Source organism: Streptomyces sp. NPDC104367, from assembly GCF_055583825.1.
On the sequence record NZ_JBVJND010000005.1, the window covers coordinates 19,948 to 35,676 of the forward strand.

The 15,729-nt window shown below is 71.0% G+C and carries 13 protein-coding genes and 1 tRNA gene; 3 read left to right on the plus strand and 11 right to left on the minus strand.

Annotated elements, in window-relative coordinates:
* Positions 1-8: 8 nt before the first annotated feature.
* The 6 genes from ACZ619_RS09090 to ACZ619_RS09115 all read right to left on the minus strand — a co-directional run bounded on the left by ACZ619_RS09090 (position 9) and on the right by ACZ619_RS09115 (position 6,318).
* Positions 9-3,131, minus strand: a complete 3,123-nt coding sequence (locus tag ACZ619_RS09090; protein WP_469596106.1) for an FG-GAP-like repeat-containing protein — start codon at positions 3,129-3,131, stop codon at positions 9-11.
* A 104-nt stretch (positions 3,132-3,235) separates the two neighbouring features.
* Positions 3,236-3,496 (minus strand): hypothetical protein, encoded by a 261-nt coding sequence (locus ACZ619_RS09095; protein WP_469596109.1) that lies wholly within the window; start codon positions 3,494-3,496, stop codon positions 3,236-3,238.
* Positions 3,486-4,487, minus strand: coding sequence for a hypothetical protein (locus tag ACZ619_RS09100; RefSeq protein ID WP_469596112.1), 1,002 nt, complete (start codon positions 4,485-4,487; stop codon positions 3,486-3,488). Before ACZ619_RS09100 ends, ACZ619_RS09095 begins: the two co-directional genes overlap by 11 nt.
* A gap of 85 nt (positions 4,488-4,572) precedes the next feature.
* The gene (locus ACZ619_RS09105; RefSeq protein ID WP_469596114.1) at positions 4,573-5,361 is read right to left on the minus strand and encodes a hypothetical protein; all 789 of its coding nucleotides are present in this window, start codon (positions 5,359-5,361) and stop codon (positions 4,573-4,575) included.
* A gap of 170 nt (positions 5,362-5,531) precedes the next feature.
* On the minus strand, positions 5,532-5,672 hold the full coding sequence (locus ACZ619_RS09110; protein WP_469596116.1) for a hypothetical protein: 141 nt from the start codon (positions 5,670-5,672) through the stop codon (positions 5,532-5,534).
* Between the two features lie 397 nt (positions 5,673-6,069).
* The gene (locus ACZ619_RS09115; RefSeq protein WP_469596118.1) at positions 6,070-6,318 is read right to left on the minus strand and encodes a DUF7660 family protein; all 249 of its coding nucleotides are present in this window, start codon (positions 6,316-6,318) and stop codon (positions 6,070-6,072) included.
* A 229-nt stretch (positions 6,319-6,547) separates the two neighbouring features.
* On the opposite strand from ACZ619_RS09115, the gene ACZ619_RS09120 reads away from it, so the two are divergent.
* Complete coding sequence (locus tag ACZ619_RS09120) at positions 6,548-8,455, plus strand: alkyl/aryl-sulfatase (protein WP_469596120.1); 1,908 nt, start codon at positions 6,548-6,550, stop codon at positions 8,453-8,455.
* On the opposite strand, the gene ACZ619_RS09125 is transcribed toward ACZ619_RS09120, so the two are convergent.
* Together ACZ619_RS09125 and ACZ619_RS09130 are read right to left on the minus strand one after the other, a co-directional pair.
* A complete protein-coding gene (locus tag ACZ619_RS09125) occupies positions 8,445-8,804 on the minus strand; it encodes a hypothetical protein (RefSeq protein ID WP_469596123.1) in 360 nt (119 codons plus the stop codon). The genes ACZ619_RS09120 and ACZ619_RS09125 overlap by 11 nt on opposite strands.
* Positions 8,805-9,050: 246 nt before the next feature.
* Positions 9,051-9,124, minus strand: a tRNA-Gly gene (locus ACZ619_RS09130).
* A 510-nt stretch (positions 9,125-9,634) separates the two neighbouring features.
* Here ACZ619_RS09130 and dcd point away from each other — a divergent pair.
* Both dcd and ACZ619_RS09140 read left to right on the plus strand, forming a co-directional pair.
* Entirely contained in the window at positions 9,635-10,210 is a 576-nt protein-coding gene (dcd, locus tag ACZ619_RS09135; protein ID WP_406438306.1) for a dCTP deaminase, read from the plus strand.
* A gap of 10 nt (positions 10,211-10,220) precedes the next feature.
* On the plus strand, positions 10,221-10,727 hold the full coding sequence (locus tag ACZ619_RS09140; RefSeq protein ID WP_469596125.1) for a phosphoribosyltransferase: 507 nt from the start codon (positions 10,221-10,223) through the stop codon (positions 10,725-10,727).
* A gap of 71 nt (positions 10,728-10,798) precedes the next feature.
* On the opposite strand, the gene ACZ619_RS09145 is transcribed toward ACZ619_RS09140, so the two are convergent.
* The 3 genes from ACZ619_RS09145 to ACZ619_RS09155 all read right to left on the minus strand — a co-directional run bounded on the left by ACZ619_RS09145 (position 10,799) and on the right by ACZ619_RS09155 (position 15,725).
* Positions 10,799-11,746: a Yip1 family protein gene (locus ACZ619_RS09145; protein WP_469596127.1), complete on the minus strand. Its 948-nt coding sequence runs from the start codon at positions 11,744-11,746 to the stop codon at positions 10,799-10,801.
* A 199-nt stretch (positions 11,747-11,945) separates the two neighbouring features.
* On the minus strand, positions 11,946-13,424 hold the full coding sequence (locus ACZ619_RS09150; protein ID WP_469596129.1) for an FG-GAP and VCBS repeat-containing protein: 1,479 nt from the start codon (positions 13,422-13,424) through the stop codon (positions 11,946-11,948).
* A gap of 678 nt (positions 13,425-14,102) precedes the next feature.
* A complete protein-coding gene (locus ACZ619_RS09155; protein ID WP_469596132.1) occupies positions 14,103-15,725 on the minus strand; it encodes a recombinase family protein in 1,623 nt (540 codons plus the stop codon).
* Positions 15,726-15,729: the final 4 nt, after the last annotated feature.

The following is a 15,729-nucleotide window of genomic DNA, read 5'->3' on the forward strand; positions in this document are numbered from 1 at the left end:
AGGCACCGTCACGAGAGCGACTTGTAGCCGCTCCACCCGCCGGTGATCCGTGCCCGTGGGCCGAAGGAGCCCTTGCCGTCGCCGTTGTTGCGCCACAGCCTGCCGGAGGTGTCACGGGAGACCAGGTCGGGCCGTCCGTCGTCGGTGATGTCGCCGACGCCGACGACCGCGTTGTACGAAGCGCCCCAGTTCGAGAACAGCTTGACGCGCGCCGTGAACGTGCCGTCACCCTTGCCGCCGTAACGGTAGAGGTTGCCGGACCTGTCCTGGGCCAGGAGGTCGGCCCGGCCGTCGCCGGTGATGTCACCGGTGCCGACGATCCTCTTGTAGCCCTTCCAGTTCGCGTACAGCCTGACCCGGGCGGCGAGCTTGCCGGTGCTCGTCCCCTTGTAGAGGTAGACCGCCCCGGTGGACGCGTTCCTCGCGATCAGGTCCGGTCGGCCGTCACCGCTCACGTCGCCGGGCGAGGTGAGCACGTCGTACTGCGTCCAGCCGCTGGTCGCGAGGGTCGTGTACGACGTCGACGGCTTGACCGCCTTCCCGCAGCCCGGCTTGTACAGCCTGAGCGCGCCGCTGCGGTAGCGGACGAGGACGTCGTTGCAGCGGTCGCCGCTCAGGTCGCCGAAGGGGACCGCAGTGACGGTCGTGGGCCAGCCGGTGCCCGTGTACTTGTCGCCGAACTTCCCCGTCCCCGTACCGCTGTGGAAGGTCAGCCCGCCCGAGGAGTTCAGGGTGAGCAGGTCGCCGCGCCCGTCCGGGCCGTCGGGGCTGACGAAGTCGCGGCGCACCGCGGCCCCGCGCTGCAGGAACCCGTCGCCGCCGGTCACGGTGACCGGGGTCGCGGTACCGAGGCCGGTCGCCTTCAGGGTCCAGGTGTACTGGCCGTTGGGGAAGTAACTCCCGCCCGCCGTCTTGCCGTTCCAGGTCGCCGTCACCCAGGCCGCGGTCGCCCCGCCGGTGAGGGTGCGGGTGACCCTGCCGTTCGCGCCGCTCTGCACCGAGGTGAAGGTGAGCGACCAGGAGGTGACCGGGCGGGACAGCACCCAGCTGCCCTGGAGGGGCGCCCCCGGGCCCACGTAGTCGCCGACCGACGTCTCGAAGGCGGTCACGGCGGACGGGGCGATGCCCGTGGTGGTGACGTGGGTGCGCTCGTAGTCGTCGAACCAGGCGACCAGACCGGTGTACTCGTCGACCGTCCAGCGGTAACGGCGGTCCGTGGCCGGGCCGTCCGCGGCGAGGCCGGAGGCGATCGTGCGGGTGGTGCCGGTGGCCGCCTCGGTGAGGACCAGGGTGTCCGCGCCGTGGTCGTGGCGGACGGTGAAGCCGTCGCCGAGCAGTACGTCGCCGGGGGCGACCGCCGTCGACGTACCGGCCCTGGTGTCGTACACGCCCGCCGAGTCCGTCCCGCAGGCCCAGTACACCCAGCGGCCCGCCGCCTGGAGTTCGCTCGGCACGCAGGCCAGGCCGGGGACGGTCACCGTGCCGAGCGTCTTCGCCAGCGGGATGCTGTACGAGGTGAGCCGGCCGGCGGTGGTGGTGGCGCTCCACAGCGTGGAGCCGTTCAGCGCGGCGGCGCGCACGGACCGCTTGAGCCGCTGGCCCTGGCCGAACTCGCCGACGTACTGCGCCGGGCTGGTGCCGCCGGAGTCGTAGACGGCGTAGTCGTCGGAGACGTCGACGATGTGGCCGCCCTGGCCGCCGAAGTCCAGGGAGTGGCCGCCGACCTCCACCAGCCGGTCGTCGCCGGAGCTCTCGCCCTCGTCGGTGCCGCCGTTGGAGTCGAGGTAGACGTCCCGGGCGTCGAGGTTCCCCCACAGCGCCGTGCACGTGGTGCCCTCGTACGGGCACAGGGCGGCGGGGGCCGAGCGGCTCGCCGTGGCCTCGGACGCCGTCAGCGTGGCGGAGCCGTCGGTGGTCAGGGTGCGCACGGACGTGGTGTCCGCGACGGCCTGCGGATCGTCCTCGGCGACCCGCAGGCTGCCGCGGCTGAGCGCGATGCCCGTCTTGGCGTTCTCCACCGCCGGGGCCTGCTGGACCTTCGTCAGGCTCAGTGTGCCGTCCTCGGCCTGGCTCACCCGCCGCACCCACCAGTCGGTGGCGTCGGTGCCGCCGGTGACCAGCGCGCTGCCGTCGCCGGCCGCCAGCGTGTACTCGCCGGCGCTCTCCAGCAGGGTCTGCTGCACCGAGGGGTCGTCGACGTCGACCGCGAGCAGCCGGGAGCCGAGCGCGCTGGACGACAGCGGCAGCAGCAGCCAGTCGCCGACCAGCACCGGGTCGCCGTCGAGCGCGCCGGGGTTGTCGGGCAGCGTGACGACCCGCTCCTCGGCGGTGAGGTCGGTCCGCGACTTCAGGTGCAGCTCGGCGGTGCCGGACTGGTACCAGCCGATGCGGTCCCCGCTCATCACGTAGTGCGAGGCGTAGAGGGCGTCGGTGAACGCGTAGGTGTTCACGGCCGAGTCGACGTCGATGTAGCCGATCGTGCTGGAGCCGGACGACCAGAGCACGCCGTCGGAGTCCGCCGCGAGGACGTCGTAGCTCCCCAGGCTCGTCGCGTCACCGGTGACCTTGCGGGCGTGCCACTCGCCGTCGTCCCCCTCGTCGATCAGGGCCTGGGTGGTGACGATCGTGTCGCCCGCGAGGGCCCGGTAGTAGCCCTGGCCGTACTGGATCGAGCCGTTCCAGCTCACCTTCCGGGAGGTGGCCGTCGCCGGGTCCCACAGGGTGGCGTACGCGTCGCTCGCCGTCGCCGGCAGCGCGACCAGGTCGCCGTCCGAGCCGTACCAGGCGTCACGGCACCCGGAGCCGATGTACGTGCAGCCGGTGCCCGGGGTGTAGACGCCGTCGGCGTTCTCCACGGTCACGGTCCTGCCGGTCGCGTAGTCGGTCCACAGCAGTCCGGTCCGGCCGGTCTGCCGGTGCAGGAATCCGGTGCCGCCGGCGACGTACGGGCGGTCGGTGCGCGGTGTGGCGGAGCTGGGGTCGACCAGCGTGATCGCGGTGGTGTCGCCCTCGGCCGCCGCCGCGGAGCCGCCGCCGTCCGACAGGACGACGACGGACGCGGCCGTGACGGCGAGCGCGAGCGAAGAGACGGCGGCGGTCAGCCCACCCCGTCCCGGGGCGTGTCTGCCCACGTGAAGTTCCCTCCCCTGCGAGGGTCCACGCCCTCGCCCAGGTCGCCGGATCTTACCCGACTCTTACCTGGGGGGCGCCGAGAGACGGTCGGTGAGCGTCGGTCTCACACCGACGGGTCTTCGACCGGGCCGTCCGGATTCCCGGGCGGCCCCTGCTCGCCACCTGTCGCGGACCGGCTCCCGCCCGCGTACCCGAGCAGGTACACGAGCACCATGAACCCGAAGACCGCCAAGCCCCGCGCGGTCCGGTGCCCTTGCAGCAGCGGCCACACGGTGGCCCTGCCGCAGACGAACAACGTCGCCGAGATCCAGAGGCCGTACATCCTGCCGCCCTTGCCGCCCTTGCCGCCCCGCTCAGCCCGCATCGCTGCCGTCGCTGCGGTTGCGGTTGCGGTTGCGGTTGCTGTCGCTGTCGCTGTCGCTGTCGTCGAGCCGGTCGCGGAGGCAGGCGAGCAGGACGCCCGTCGGCGCCAGGGCCAGGGGCAGGAGGACGAGCGCCACCGCGACCGGGGTGATGATGACGAGGACGCCGGTGACCCACACGTTGTCGTCGGTGGTGGCGAGCATGAGCAGCCCCGCCCAGTGCGCCACGTACGTCCCGAGCCACTTCAGCACCGTGTAGGCGACGACGACCGCGGCCGTGCCCAGCAGACAGGTCCCGGTGGCGCGCAGCCGTGCCGTACGGGTCAGCGTCCAGGACCGGCGCATCGCCGCCGTGGCCGAGGAGTTGTCCGCCACCCGCACGGCGGTGGCCAGGGAGAAGCGGGCCAGGAGGACGAACCCGAGCGCCCAGATCACGACGGGCAGGATCCGGCCCACCAGGACGAACTGCACGGTCGCGGGCTCGTGGTAGGTCGGCCACACCACCCCCGGCACCGTCTTCAGCTGGATGAGGGCCGGCACGAGCAGGCCCGCCAGCCCCGGGACGAGGACGCACAGGGTCAGCGACTGGACGCGCAGGGCGGCCCCGAGATGCGGACGGCAGCGGCGCCACAGCGCACGGAGGGTGAGCGCGCCGGAGGCGGCCGCCCGTTCCCGGGCGTGCGCGACGGTGACGGCCTGGGCGGTGAGCAGCCAGGCGAACAGGACCACGGCGACGAGGAGCAGCAGCGGATACACGCCGAACGCGACCTTGACGAGGTAGCGGTACTGGTCGGCGTAGGCGACATAGGAGTCCTCGTTCTCGATCGAGAACTCGGCGTCCCTCCTGGCCGCCAGGAAGAGCCCCCACGACGCGACGAACCCGGCCGTCACGATCCCGCCTCCGACGAGCAGCGCGAGGGCGCAGGCCACGGCCGCGGAGCCGAACACGGGCCGCCGGTCACGCCCGGTGACCCGCAGGGCCTCCACCACCACGGGACCACCGTCCCGACGCCCGCCCGCCCCGGTCACAGAACCGCTCCCCACCGGGTCCGCACCCTCCCTGCCCATGAACCGACGGCTACCGTACGGCGACGTAGTCACCGGTCGACGACTTCGCCCCGGAGGTGGAGTTCCCGTGGTACGCCCACCGCCACGTCCCCGGCACGGTCGCCTTCACCGTGGCCCTGAGCGCCCCCGTCCCGCTCGACGTCGCCTTCTTGACCGTCGTGTACGAGGACGCGCCCGCCGCCTTGAACTGGAGGCTCACGGTGCGGCCCGCGTACCCCTGGTAGGTGTGGGTGTCCCAGTTCGCCCGGGTGACCTTCCCGGTCACGGTGATCGTCCTCCCCGCCGCGACCGGCTCGGGCGAGGCGTTGACGGTGACGCGGGTGGCCCGCTTGACGTGCAGCGGGAGGCCCAGGTCGTCGGTGTCGTGGGTGTCACCGGCGAGGAAGAGCCGGCCGAGGGTCTTCCAGGTGCCGGCGTCCTCGTTCCCGAAGTCGACGTGGAGCGGGTCGATGTAGAGCCATTCGTCGAAGTCGCAGACGCCCTTCGCCTTGTCCACGACCTCGCAGTCGCTGGTGATGAACGCGCTGAACAGCGTGTCCCCCGTTTCGAGCTTCCCCCGGTAGGGGAGCACCTCCGGCCCTTGGTCGTGACGGAGCGTGGTCGTCATCCGGAAGGTCACGGGCACCTCGACCTCCTCCTTGACCCCGATCACGATCGGCTGCCCGCCGTTCACCGCGACCCGGCTGAAGGAGACCCCGCCCTCCGCGGCCCCGGCCGGCACCGCCGACACCCCCGTGAACACGACCGCGGCCCCACCGGCCACCACCGCGCCCCACGTCGTCTTCCTCGTCTTCCGCATCTCCGAGCCCGTCCTCTCCTCTGGAGTCCGGCCCGGGCACACGGGCGCACCGGCCGACACTCCGACCTCAACGGTCGACTGTGGGACAAGGAAGAACCGCCCCCGGTTGCCCGCGGCACGGCAACGATCCGATCACCCCGGGGAGCGCCGTGGTGCGTGGTCCGGCTCCGTCAGCCGCGCGCCGCCCTGATGCCGTTGATCAGGTTGACGACCACGCCCAGGACCAGGAACCAACCGAAGAAGAGGTAGATCCGCCCCGTCACCCGCTTGCTCTCGCGGGGCGGCGCTTCGGGGAGCAGGACATCGGCCACCCGTGTGGGTCTGTCCGGGCTGACGATGCTGCGCCCTGTCCGGCGCTGATGACGACCGACCGCGATGAGCGTCACCGCCACGATCAGACAGAAGGCCGCCGTCTGGAAATACGTCCCAGGCGACGACAGTTGAGCCGCGGCGTACCGGTGCATCGGACAGTGCCCCCATGGATACGAACGCGCGTGTGCTTCGCTGCGCCCCCGGCGGCCTACGCTACGCCGCTCGGACACGTCGGCGAGACCGAGCCGCCGTGACGTCCTCGTCCCGAAACGGCCCGAGTGGGGGCCGCCTTGGGCCGGGACGCCGCTCACCTGCGCCGACGGTCCGCAGGCGTTCGCGCCCGGTCGGCGTCGTCCGTCCGCGCCGTCACGCGGTCGGACGCTCGGCACAGCCCAACTACTCGTACACGGTGGCTGCTTGCAGCGCCTGTGCGAAAAAGCTCCAGTTGGCGTTGACGGGCAACTCGCGGCCGGCGTTCCTGAACCAGCCGTCCGAGTCGTCGATCCAGGCGGCCAGGGCCTCCAGGAACCGGGCGAGATCCGGGTTCTCCCATGAGTCACCCTCCTCGGCATGGCTGTGCAGCAGGGAACGGACGAAGGACGCCAAGTCCTCTCTGCTGCCGACTTCTTCGGGAGACGCGGTCATGCGCGGCACGCTACCCGGCATGCCCGTCGAAGAAGGTGCCCATGTGGGTACGGACGGTGCAGGAGGCCGTGCGGGGTTCTCCGGCCTCCTTCACCCGTACGGCCGCCATCCGCTCGTTCGCCCGCGGACGTCGGGTGAGGCTGGCGGTAGCCCCGTCCGCCGTGGCGCCGGTCAGGCAGAACCGAGGCAGAACCGAGGCAGAACCGAGGCAGAACCGAGGGAGATCCGGATGGCCCAGAGCACCGACGCCGAGCCCAAGCCCGCGCAGCCGGGTGTGGAGGAGGCGAACAGGGCGGTTCTGCGGCGTTTTCCGTTCGGCGACACCCGGGACCTGGACGACGCACGGCACGGCTTCATGGGCACGGCGCAGGAGAACGTCGTCGAGGACGCGGACGGGCGCGCGGTGTGGGACCTGGGCGCCTACGGCTTCCTCGACCAGGAGTGTCCGGCGACCGCCAACCCGAGCCTGTGGCGGCAGAGCCGGCTCTGCTCCGAGCACGGGCTGTTCGAGGTGACGACCGGTGTCTACCAGGTCCGCGGTTTCGACCTGTCCAACATGACGGTCGTCGAGGGCGAGCGCGGCGTCCTGGTCATCGACCCGCTGCTGTGTGCCGAGACCGCGGCCGCCGCGCTCGCCCTGTACCGGGCCCACCGCGGCGACCGGCCCGTGACCGCCGTGCTCTACACGCACAGCCACGCCGACCACTTCGGCGGCGTACGGGGGGTCGTCACCGACGAGGACGTGGCGGGCGGGGTCCCGGTCTTCGCCCCGCGGGGCTTCCTGGCCCATGCCGTCAGCGAGAACGTCTACGCCGGTACGGCGATGGGCCGCCGTGCCGCCTACATGTACGGCGCCGCACTGCCCAAGGGGGAGCGCGGGCAGATCGGCGCGGGCCTGGGACAGACCACCTCCACCGGCGCGGTCACCCTGATCCCGCCGACCCGGGACATCACCCGCACCGGGCAGACGGAGACCGTCGACGGCATCCGCATGGTCTTCCAGCTCACGCCCGGCACCGAGGCGCCGGCCGAGCTGAACATCCACTTTCCCGACCACGCTGCCCTGTGCATGGCCGAGAACGCCACCCACAACCTCCACAACCTGCTGACCCTGCGGGGCGCCCAGGTCCGCGACCCCCGGGTGTGGGCCCACTACCTGACCGAGGCCATCGACCTGTTCACCGACGCCTCGGACGTCGCCTTCGCCTCCCACCACTGGCCCGTCCGGGGACGGGAGCGCGTGGTGGAGTTCCTGTCCGAGCAACGCGATCTGTACGCCTACCTGCACGACCAGACCCTGCGCATGCTCAACGAGGGACTGACCGCGCCGGAGATCGCCGAACGGATCCGGATGCCCCCGGCGCTGGAGCGCGCCTGGCACACCCACGGCTACTACGGCTCGGTCAGCCACAACACCAAGGCGGTCTACCAGCGTTACCTGGGCTGGTTCGACGGCAACCCGGCCCACCTGTGGGAGCACCCTCCGGTCGAGGCGGCGCAGCGGTACGTGGAGTTCATGGGCGGCGCGCAGGAGGTGCTGCGCCGGGCCCGCCGGTCGTACGCCGACGGTGACTTCCGCTGGGTGGCGCAGGTGGCCGGCCACGTCGTGTTCGCCGACCCGGAGCACGCCGAGGCGCGTGAGCTCCAGGCCGACGCCCTGGAGCAGCTCGGCTACGGCAGCGAGAACGGCACCTGGCGCAACTTCTACCTGATGGGCGCCTACGAACTGCGCAACGGGCCGGTCGGTACCCCGACGGTCACCGCCTCGCCGGACGTGCTGGCGGCGCTGACCCTGGAGCAGCTCTTCGACGCCCTCGCCATCCGGGTGGACGGGCCGCGCAGCTGGGACGCGGACATCACCGTCCGCTGGAACGTCAAGGACGGCACCCCGGTCACCATGCGGCTGCGCAACGGCGTCCTCACCCACGTCAAGGGCACCGGCCCAGCCGCTCCTGAGCCCGACGTCGAGTTCGCCCTCACCGAGACCGACCTGCGAGCCGTCCTGCTCGGTACCCTCCCGCCCACCGCCCTGGCCGCACGCGACGGTGTCACGGTCACCGGCGACGCCGGCGCACTGACCGAACTGCTCGGCCATCTCACCGCCCCCGACCCGGACTTCGCCATCGTCACCCCCTGAAGCCACACGCCGGCGAGGCCGTCATGGCCGCGCTGACGGGGCATGGGGCGCTGCTCGGGCGGTGCTGGGACACGGGGTCGGTAGGGCTGCGGCATGCGGCGGCGCAGGAGCGTCCCGGTGAACGCGCCGGCCGCGGCGCCCAGCAGGACGTGGGCGACGGCGACCGGCGGTCGGCGCCGTGTGTGAGCAGGCCGAGGTCGTAGGCGTGGGTGGCGCTCATCCGGTACAGCGCCACCAGGACCACGACGGGCAGCGCCACGAGTGCGGCCGTCGTCGACCGGCGGACGGTGAACCAGCGGGAGGGGGTGGCCGACTGGCTGAGCGCGAAGACGGCACGCCGGTCTCCCACTTCCTGGCGGTCAGCACACCGGCGAGCACCGCGGCGAGGAGGGCCGGCTGGAAGACCAGTTCTTCCAGCGAGGCGGGCCGTGACGGAGACCCCCCGAATCACAGGACGCATCACCGTTCGCCACGGTCACGCCAGAAGACAGCACCGCCGATCCGCACGATAAGCGCTCCGGCACGACCCCGGCACACGACAACTGATCACGACGAACAGCAAAAAGGCCCGGGTCTTCGACCTGAGCCTTCTCCATGGAGCGGGTGACGAGAATCGAACTCGCGCTCTCAGCTTGGGAAGCTGATGTTCTACCATTAAACTACACCCGCGCAAGACGCCGACCGAGTCGGTGTCCGAACGCTCGCTCACTGTACCTCATGGCGGACCCCCGGTGCTGGGACCGTGGGGTTCGCCTGTGTTTCGGGGGTGTGATCCGGCTGCGGCGGGCTGGAGTTGGGGCGTACGGTGGAGGCGTGGGAGAGGGTCCGGGTGGGACGGAGTGCCGCCTGGAGAGCCGTCCCTTTGATCCCGTAATGTGGCTTTCCGTCGTCACGGCAGTAAGCCCGACGCGGCTCCTGGGGAAGGGACTCAAGGGACTTGATGGAACGCACCGTCGTCCGCTGTGCCGAAGGGCACGTGTTCAGCACCGCTTCGTTCCCGATGCAGCAGGCCGAACGGCTCGGCCCCGGCCGGCTCGTCCGGTGTCCTAAGTGCGCCCGGTTGCGCAGCGCCGTACCGGTCGCTCTAGAGAAGCGGTAGGGAGTAGTAACAGCACTCACGGCGGCGCGTGGACTCGTCACGGTTTTCGTGGGTCCGCGCGCCTTGCGTATCCTCGGTGCGTGCTTCTCTCAGACAAGGACATCCGGGCCGAGATCGATGCCGGGCGGGTACGGATCGATCCCTACGACGAATTCATGGTGCAGCCGTCGAGCATCGACGTGCGGCTGGACCGCCTCTTCCGGGTGTTCGAGAACCACCGGTACCCGCACATCGACCCCTCCGTCGAGCAGCCGGACCTGACGCGTCTCGTGGAGCCCGAGGGCGACGAGCCCTTCATCCTCCACCCCGGTGAGTTCGTCCTCGCCTCGACGTACGAGGTCATCACGCTGCCCGACGACCTCGCCTCGCGGCTGGAGGGCAAGTCCTCCCTCGGGCGGCTCGGCCTGGTCACCCACTCCACCGCCGGGTTCATCGACCCCGGCTTCAGCGGCCACGTCACCCTGGAGCTGTCCAACCTCGCGACGCTCCCCATCAAGCTCTGGCCGGGCATGAAGATCGGCCAGCTGTGCATGTTCCGGCTCTCCTCGCCGGCCGAGCACTCCTACGGCAGCGAGCGCTACGGCTCCCGCTACCAGGGCCAGCGCGGACCCACCGCCTCCCGCTCCTACCTCAATTTCCATCGGACGCAGGTGTGAGGGACCAGGCATGAGCAGCGGCAGCGACGCACGGGAGAACCTGACCTACGAGCGGTTCGGCGTGGCCGTGCGCGAGCTCGCGCAGGCGGTCGCCGACGACGGGTACGAGCCGGACATAGTGCTCTCCATCGCCCGCGGCGGTGTCTTCGTCGCGGGCGGGCTCGCCTACGCCCTCGACTGCAAGAACATCCACCTGGTCAACGTCGAGTTCTACACGGGCGTCGGGACGACCCTCGACATGCCCGTCATGCTCGCGCCCGTCCCCAACGCCATCGACTTCAGCGACAAGAAGGTCCTCATCACGGACGACGTCGCCGACACCGGCAAGACGCTGAAGCTCGTCCGCGACTTCTGCCTCGACACCGTCGCCGAGGTCCGCACCGCGGTGATCTATGAGAAGTCCCACTCCCTGGTGAAGTGCGAGTACGTCTGGAAGCGCACCGACCAGTGGATCAACTTCCCGTGGTCCGTGTCGCCTCCCGTCGTGAAGCGGGACGGGCAGGTTCTGGACGCCTGAGGTACGGGGAGGGCCCCCGGTCGTACCGCGACCGGGGGCCCTTCGTCGTGTCGGTGCGACCGGCGCGGGTCCTAGAACGTTCCCAGCTTCACGATCGACAGCAGGGCGATCAGCTGGAGCGCCGACGCGCCCAGCGCCTTCGGCCAGGGCAGGTCGTGGGACTTGGCGACCATGAGGGTCATCAGGGTGCCCGCGGCGATCCAGGTGGCCCAGCCCAGGAGCTGGACGAAGCCGACGTCGCCGCCGAAGAACATGGCGACCAGGAGGCGCGGGGCGTCGGTGACCGACATGATCAGCATCGACAGGCCCACCGTCGGCTGCCAGGCGCCGTCGCCGCCGAGCTGGCGCGCCAGGGTGTGGGTCACCACGCCCAGGACGAACGCGGCGAGCACCATCACCACCGCCGTCACCAGCACGATCGGGATCGCGTTGGAGAGCGTGGCGTTGATCGCGTCCTCGCGGGCGGTGTCGAAGCCGAAGACCGCGAGCAGACCGTAGAGGAAGGTGACGATGAGCGCCGGGGCCCACATCGTGTAGTCCCGCATCACCAGGAAGGTCTGGTTGGGGGACAGGACGATGCCCCTCAGCAGGTCCTTCCAGTGCAGGGCCGGACCGATCGGGCCGGACGGCGCGGCGGCCGAGCCGGCGTGGTAGGTCGAGCCCCGCGTGTAGCCGTCGGCCTCGTCGACGGAGAAGGCCTGGGTGTGGCCCGGCTGGTTCGCCGCGTACGGGTCGGGCGCGCCGCCGTAGCCGTTGGCGTCGCCGAAGTACTCCGGACCGTCGCCGCCGGGCTGCCCGGAGTGCCCGGGCTGCCCCGGGTGGCCCCCACGCCCCTGCGGCCAGCCGTTCCCACCGCCGTTCTGCGGGTACGGCTGCGGGGCCGACGGGTATCCGTACGACGGCCCCTGCTGCCCCCCGTAGTTCTGGGGCGGCGCCTGCTGCCCGTACGCGGGTTGTTGCGGTCGCGCTTGCGGGGCCCGGTCGTCCCGGCCGCCGCGTCCGATCCTGAATCCAGCCACGTCCTCGAACGTACCTGGTCCGGGAGATCGACGGGCGGGCTCGGCCGCCCGAGCCCGCCTTTGCCGCAGAGCTGTGACATCCCCTAAGGGCTGCCCCTGGGGCGGCCCCAGAGGCAGCCCGGGGAGGGCTCGGGCCCGCTCCGGAGGGGGTGCGGGCCTGCTCCGGAAGGGGTGCCGCAGGGGTGCCGAAGGGTTTCCGTCAGTCGGCGAAGACCGCGCCGAACTGCGGGGTTCCGGTCGTCGACACGCCCACCTTGCTCACGGACAGGGTCCGCGAACCGGTCGTGACGATCTTCGAGCCGTTGGACGGCAGGTAGGTCACCGCGCCGTCGCCGCCGTTCTCGTACGAGCCGACGACCAGGTCCGCCCTGCCGTCGCCGGTGACGTCGTCGAGCTTCACGTCGGCGCCGAAGAGGTCGTTCTTCTCGTCGTCGCCGGGGACGCCCGCGGTGCTCTGGGCGAAGGCCTGGGCGCCGGAGGCGAGGTCGATCCCGGTCTTCGCGCCGTACAGGACGGTGACCTGACCGGTGTTGGCCTTGGAGCCGATGTCCTCGTAGGGCGTGGAGACGACCAGGTCCTCGTATCCGTCGCCGTTGACGTCACCGAGGTCGATCTCCCAGCCGAAGCTGTCGCCCTTCTCGGAGGTGCCGGGGACGTTCGAGGAGTTCTGGTTGAACATGGTGGCCTTGGCCGGGCCGGACGCGCTGCCGTAGGTGATGGCGACCCTGCCGCCCGTGGCGGAGTCCGGGAAGACGGTCGAGCCGCTGCTGTGGTCCCAGGCGGCGCCGCTGACGATGTCGCCGAAGCCGTCGCCGTTGATGTCGCCGATGCCGGTGATGATGCCGCTCTTGAGCGTCTTGACGCCGGTGGCGGTCAGGCCGTTGGAGGTGCCGGGCAGCCAGTAGTTGGTGTTCCAGTGGTCGCTGGTCTTCGTCTCGTACCCGTCGACGACCAGGTCGGTACGGCCGTCGCCGTTGACGTCACCGGCGGTGAGGTTCATCGGGCCGTACGGGTAGGAGGAGGTGCCCGCCTGGATCGGCGGCTTGACGGTGTACCGGCCGCCGGGGGTGCCGTCGCTCGCGAAGCCGCCCTTGAACACCCACAGGGTGGCGGCGGAGCTGCCGACGGCCAGGTCGGCCGTGCCGTCGCCGTCGAAGTCGCCGGCGGCGAGGTCGAGCCCCCAGTAGTCGTGGCCGCCGGGCGAGGGGTCCTTGATGTCGACGCCCTTGCCGGTGAGGCCGTCGGCGGAGCCCCACAGCAGGGTGACCGTGCCGCCGTCGGTGTCGGTGCCGACCTTCTCCTCCGGCGAGCTGACGACGAGGTCGTCGTAACCGTCGGCGTTGAAGTCGGCGTACGCCAGGTCCTCGCCGAAGCTGTCGCCGGCCTCGGCGGTGCCGGGGACGCCGGCGCTGTTCTGGCTGAGGGTGGTGCGGTGGGCGGAGGTGACGCCGGTCGCCGAGCCGTAGAGGACGACGACCTGGCCGGCGTTCTTGTGGCCGTTGACGTAGGCGGTGCAGGCCGAGGTGGCGATGTCGCCGATGCCGTCGCCGTTGAAGTCGGCGCGCGCGACCTTCGAGGAGTCCGCGGCCGACGCCGTGACGGCCGAGAACGTGAGCAGACCGCCCGTCAGCGCGGCCGCGGTGGCCGTCGCGAGGGCGAGTCGCGGGTATGCGTGCATGCGGGTTGTCTCCTGCGGCATGCGGGGAACGCCCGTGCCCGGCGGTGGCCTGGGGCGGGCGCCCGGAGTCGATGATGATGTCCGGCGCTCAGGAGACCCCCGTGACGGGGCAAGGGTTGTACAGGTGTTCGGTGGATTCCCTGGTTCGCCTGTGAGCCTGTGAGCCTGTGAGCCTGTGCGCCGGTGGGTGTGGGTGTGGGTGTGGGTGTGGGCGTGGGTGCGGGTGCGAGGGTGGATGCGGGGCGGGTGCGGGGCGGGTGCGGTGCGCTTCCCGTGGTTCGCGGGCTGCCCGGGCTGCCTGGTCACGTCGTGCACTCGCCCAGGTCGGACCAGCCGTCCTTCTGCTCGCCGAATTCCTGTCCCCAGCGGGGCAGCGGCTCGTCCGGCACCACCAGGTCCCGACCGAGTTCCTTTCCCCGGTACGTCGCGGGCGGTGGTGTGCCGGCCGCCCGCCACCGCCCGCAGCCCGTCGACGTAGTAACGGTGGCTCATCCGGATCGAGCCCCGGCTGCTGCCCTTGAGGTCGTTGCCCAGCGGCCCCCAGCGCACTTCGACCATCGTCATTCGTCATTCGTCATCGGCCGACACCATCCACAGGGCCGCAATGCCCGCAGGAACGCTCACGGCCCGCCGCCGGAGGGGGATTCCAGCAACGGGCCGCGAACGGCGCTCAGGCGCCTAACTGCTTGGCGCCTCTGCCCAGTGCACAGTCACCCGATTCTCCGTGTTGGCGTTCCGGCCACGGCCGATGGACTTGGCGATGGTGATGCGGTCGACGAAGAACGCCAAGAAGCTACGCCGGTCCTCCAGGTCCCAACTGCCCCACGTCGACTCCGGCCCCAGCGGGTCACCCTCCGGGTCCGTCCACTCCGAGGGGATCGCCACCGTGCCAGCCTCGGCGGTCCCCAGTTCTTCCACGCGTCTGGCCGTTCGCGCCTCGTGCTCTGTCAACCGCTCCACGGACTCACGGAACATCTGGTCACCCACGGCACCCGCGTACAAGCCTGCCTGCCGGTCGACATACAGCGTGCGGAGCGCTTCCCGTACGTGCTCCAACTCGGCGCGAGATGCTGCTGGTTCGGCCTGTCGCTCGCCCGTGTCCGCTTGCGCTGCAAACCGGCGTGCGGCCTCGGCGAGCCATTCGAGATCTTCGGGGTCCTCTGGGTCCAGCGCTGTCAGGCGGGACCACACGGTACGGGCCACCACGTCGTCAGCGGCGTCCGTGTTGATGGCCAGACCACCGTGCCCCGGTACGGCGCCGGACTGGGCCCGGTTGCACCGATAGAGCTGCTTGCCCTCCCTCCGGTCGGTCACCATGGACGACCCGCAGACGCCACAGAAGAGCGTCCCGGCGCCACCCAGCAGAGACGGCACGGAGCGCCCACCCTGACGGACCACCTGGGGCGCACGGCCGTCGAGTACGTCTTGAAGGCGCCACCAGTCCTCCGGCGGAATGATCGGCTCGTGCGCAGCCAGCGGGGCCCCTGAGTCGTCGCGCAGGATGACGCGCTTGGTCCCCTGGCGTTCGGCGGCGTAGCCGGCAAGACGCGGGTCACGGAGGATGCGGAGCACGGTGGACGACACCCACGTCGTACGCTCCAGCGGCTGGCTTACGCCTCGGGCCCGGCGGGCGGTCACACGCGCCGTCATGTCCGCTGCTTTGGTCGGTACGCGCTCAGTGTTCAGCTTGCGAGCCATGGCCGATGCGGTCATGCCGCCCAGTGCCCAGGACACCATGTCGCGCACGTAGGGGGCCTCAGCGGGATCGGGGACCAACCTGACCACCACCAGTTCCCCGCGCGGCTCACGCGTCGACTGGAAGCCGTACGGGGCCATGCCGGACACGTGGCTTCCCGCTGCCCTCAGCGTCTCTTTCGTCGCCGTGACGTACGCCGACTTCATGTCGGACTCTTGCTGGGCCAGAGCTGCGATAAGGCCGAAGACCGCCACGCCCATGGGGGTGGACGTGTCCAGGTAGGGCTCTTCGACGCTGACGAGCAGCACGCGGTGTTTGGCCAACTCCTCATTGATCAGCATCGCCTCAAGAGCACCCTGTCGAGTGAGGCGGGACAGCGAGAACACGACCACTGCGTCTACGTGCCCGGCGCGAACGGCGGACATCATCTCCTCGAACTCCGGCCGGACGACCTTGGGGTCCCAGCCGGATTTACCGACGTCGGCGAAGTGGCCCGCGTTGTCCCAGCCTTTGGCCGTGATCAGCGCCTCGCACTTGGTCCGCTGTGCTTCGGGGGACGACGCGGAGTCGTCCTCACGCTTCCTTGACTGTCGGATGTAGGACACTGCG

Excerpts from the sequence above, each read along its gene's own strand:
- ACZ619_RS09150 (WP_469596129.1), bottom strand. The coding sequence starts at position 13,424 with ATGCACGCATACCCGCGACTCGCCCTCGCGACGGCCACCGCGGCCGCG.
- ACZ619_RS09140 (WP_469596125.1), top strand. The coding sequence starts at position 10,221 with ATGAGCAGCGGCAGCGACGCACGGGAGAACCTGACCTACGAGCGGTTC.
- ACZ619_RS09120 (WP_469596120.1), top strand. The coding sequence starts at position 6,548 with ATGGCCCAGAGCACCGACGCCGAGCCCAAGCCCGCGCAGCCGGGTGTG.
- ACZ619_RS09105 (WP_469596114.1), bottom strand. The coding sequence starts at position 5,361 with ATGCGGAAGACGAGGAAGACGACGTGGGGCGCGGTGGTGGCCGGTGGG.
- ACZ619_RS09115 (WP_469596118.1), bottom strand. The coding sequence starts at position 6,318 with ATGACCGCGTCTCCCGAAGAAGTCGGCAGCAGAGAGGACTTGGCGTCC.
- ACZ619_RS09095 (WP_469596109.1), bottom strand. The coding sequence starts at position 3,496 with ATGCGGGCTGAGCGGGGCGGCAAGGGCGGCAAGGGCGGCAGGATGTAC.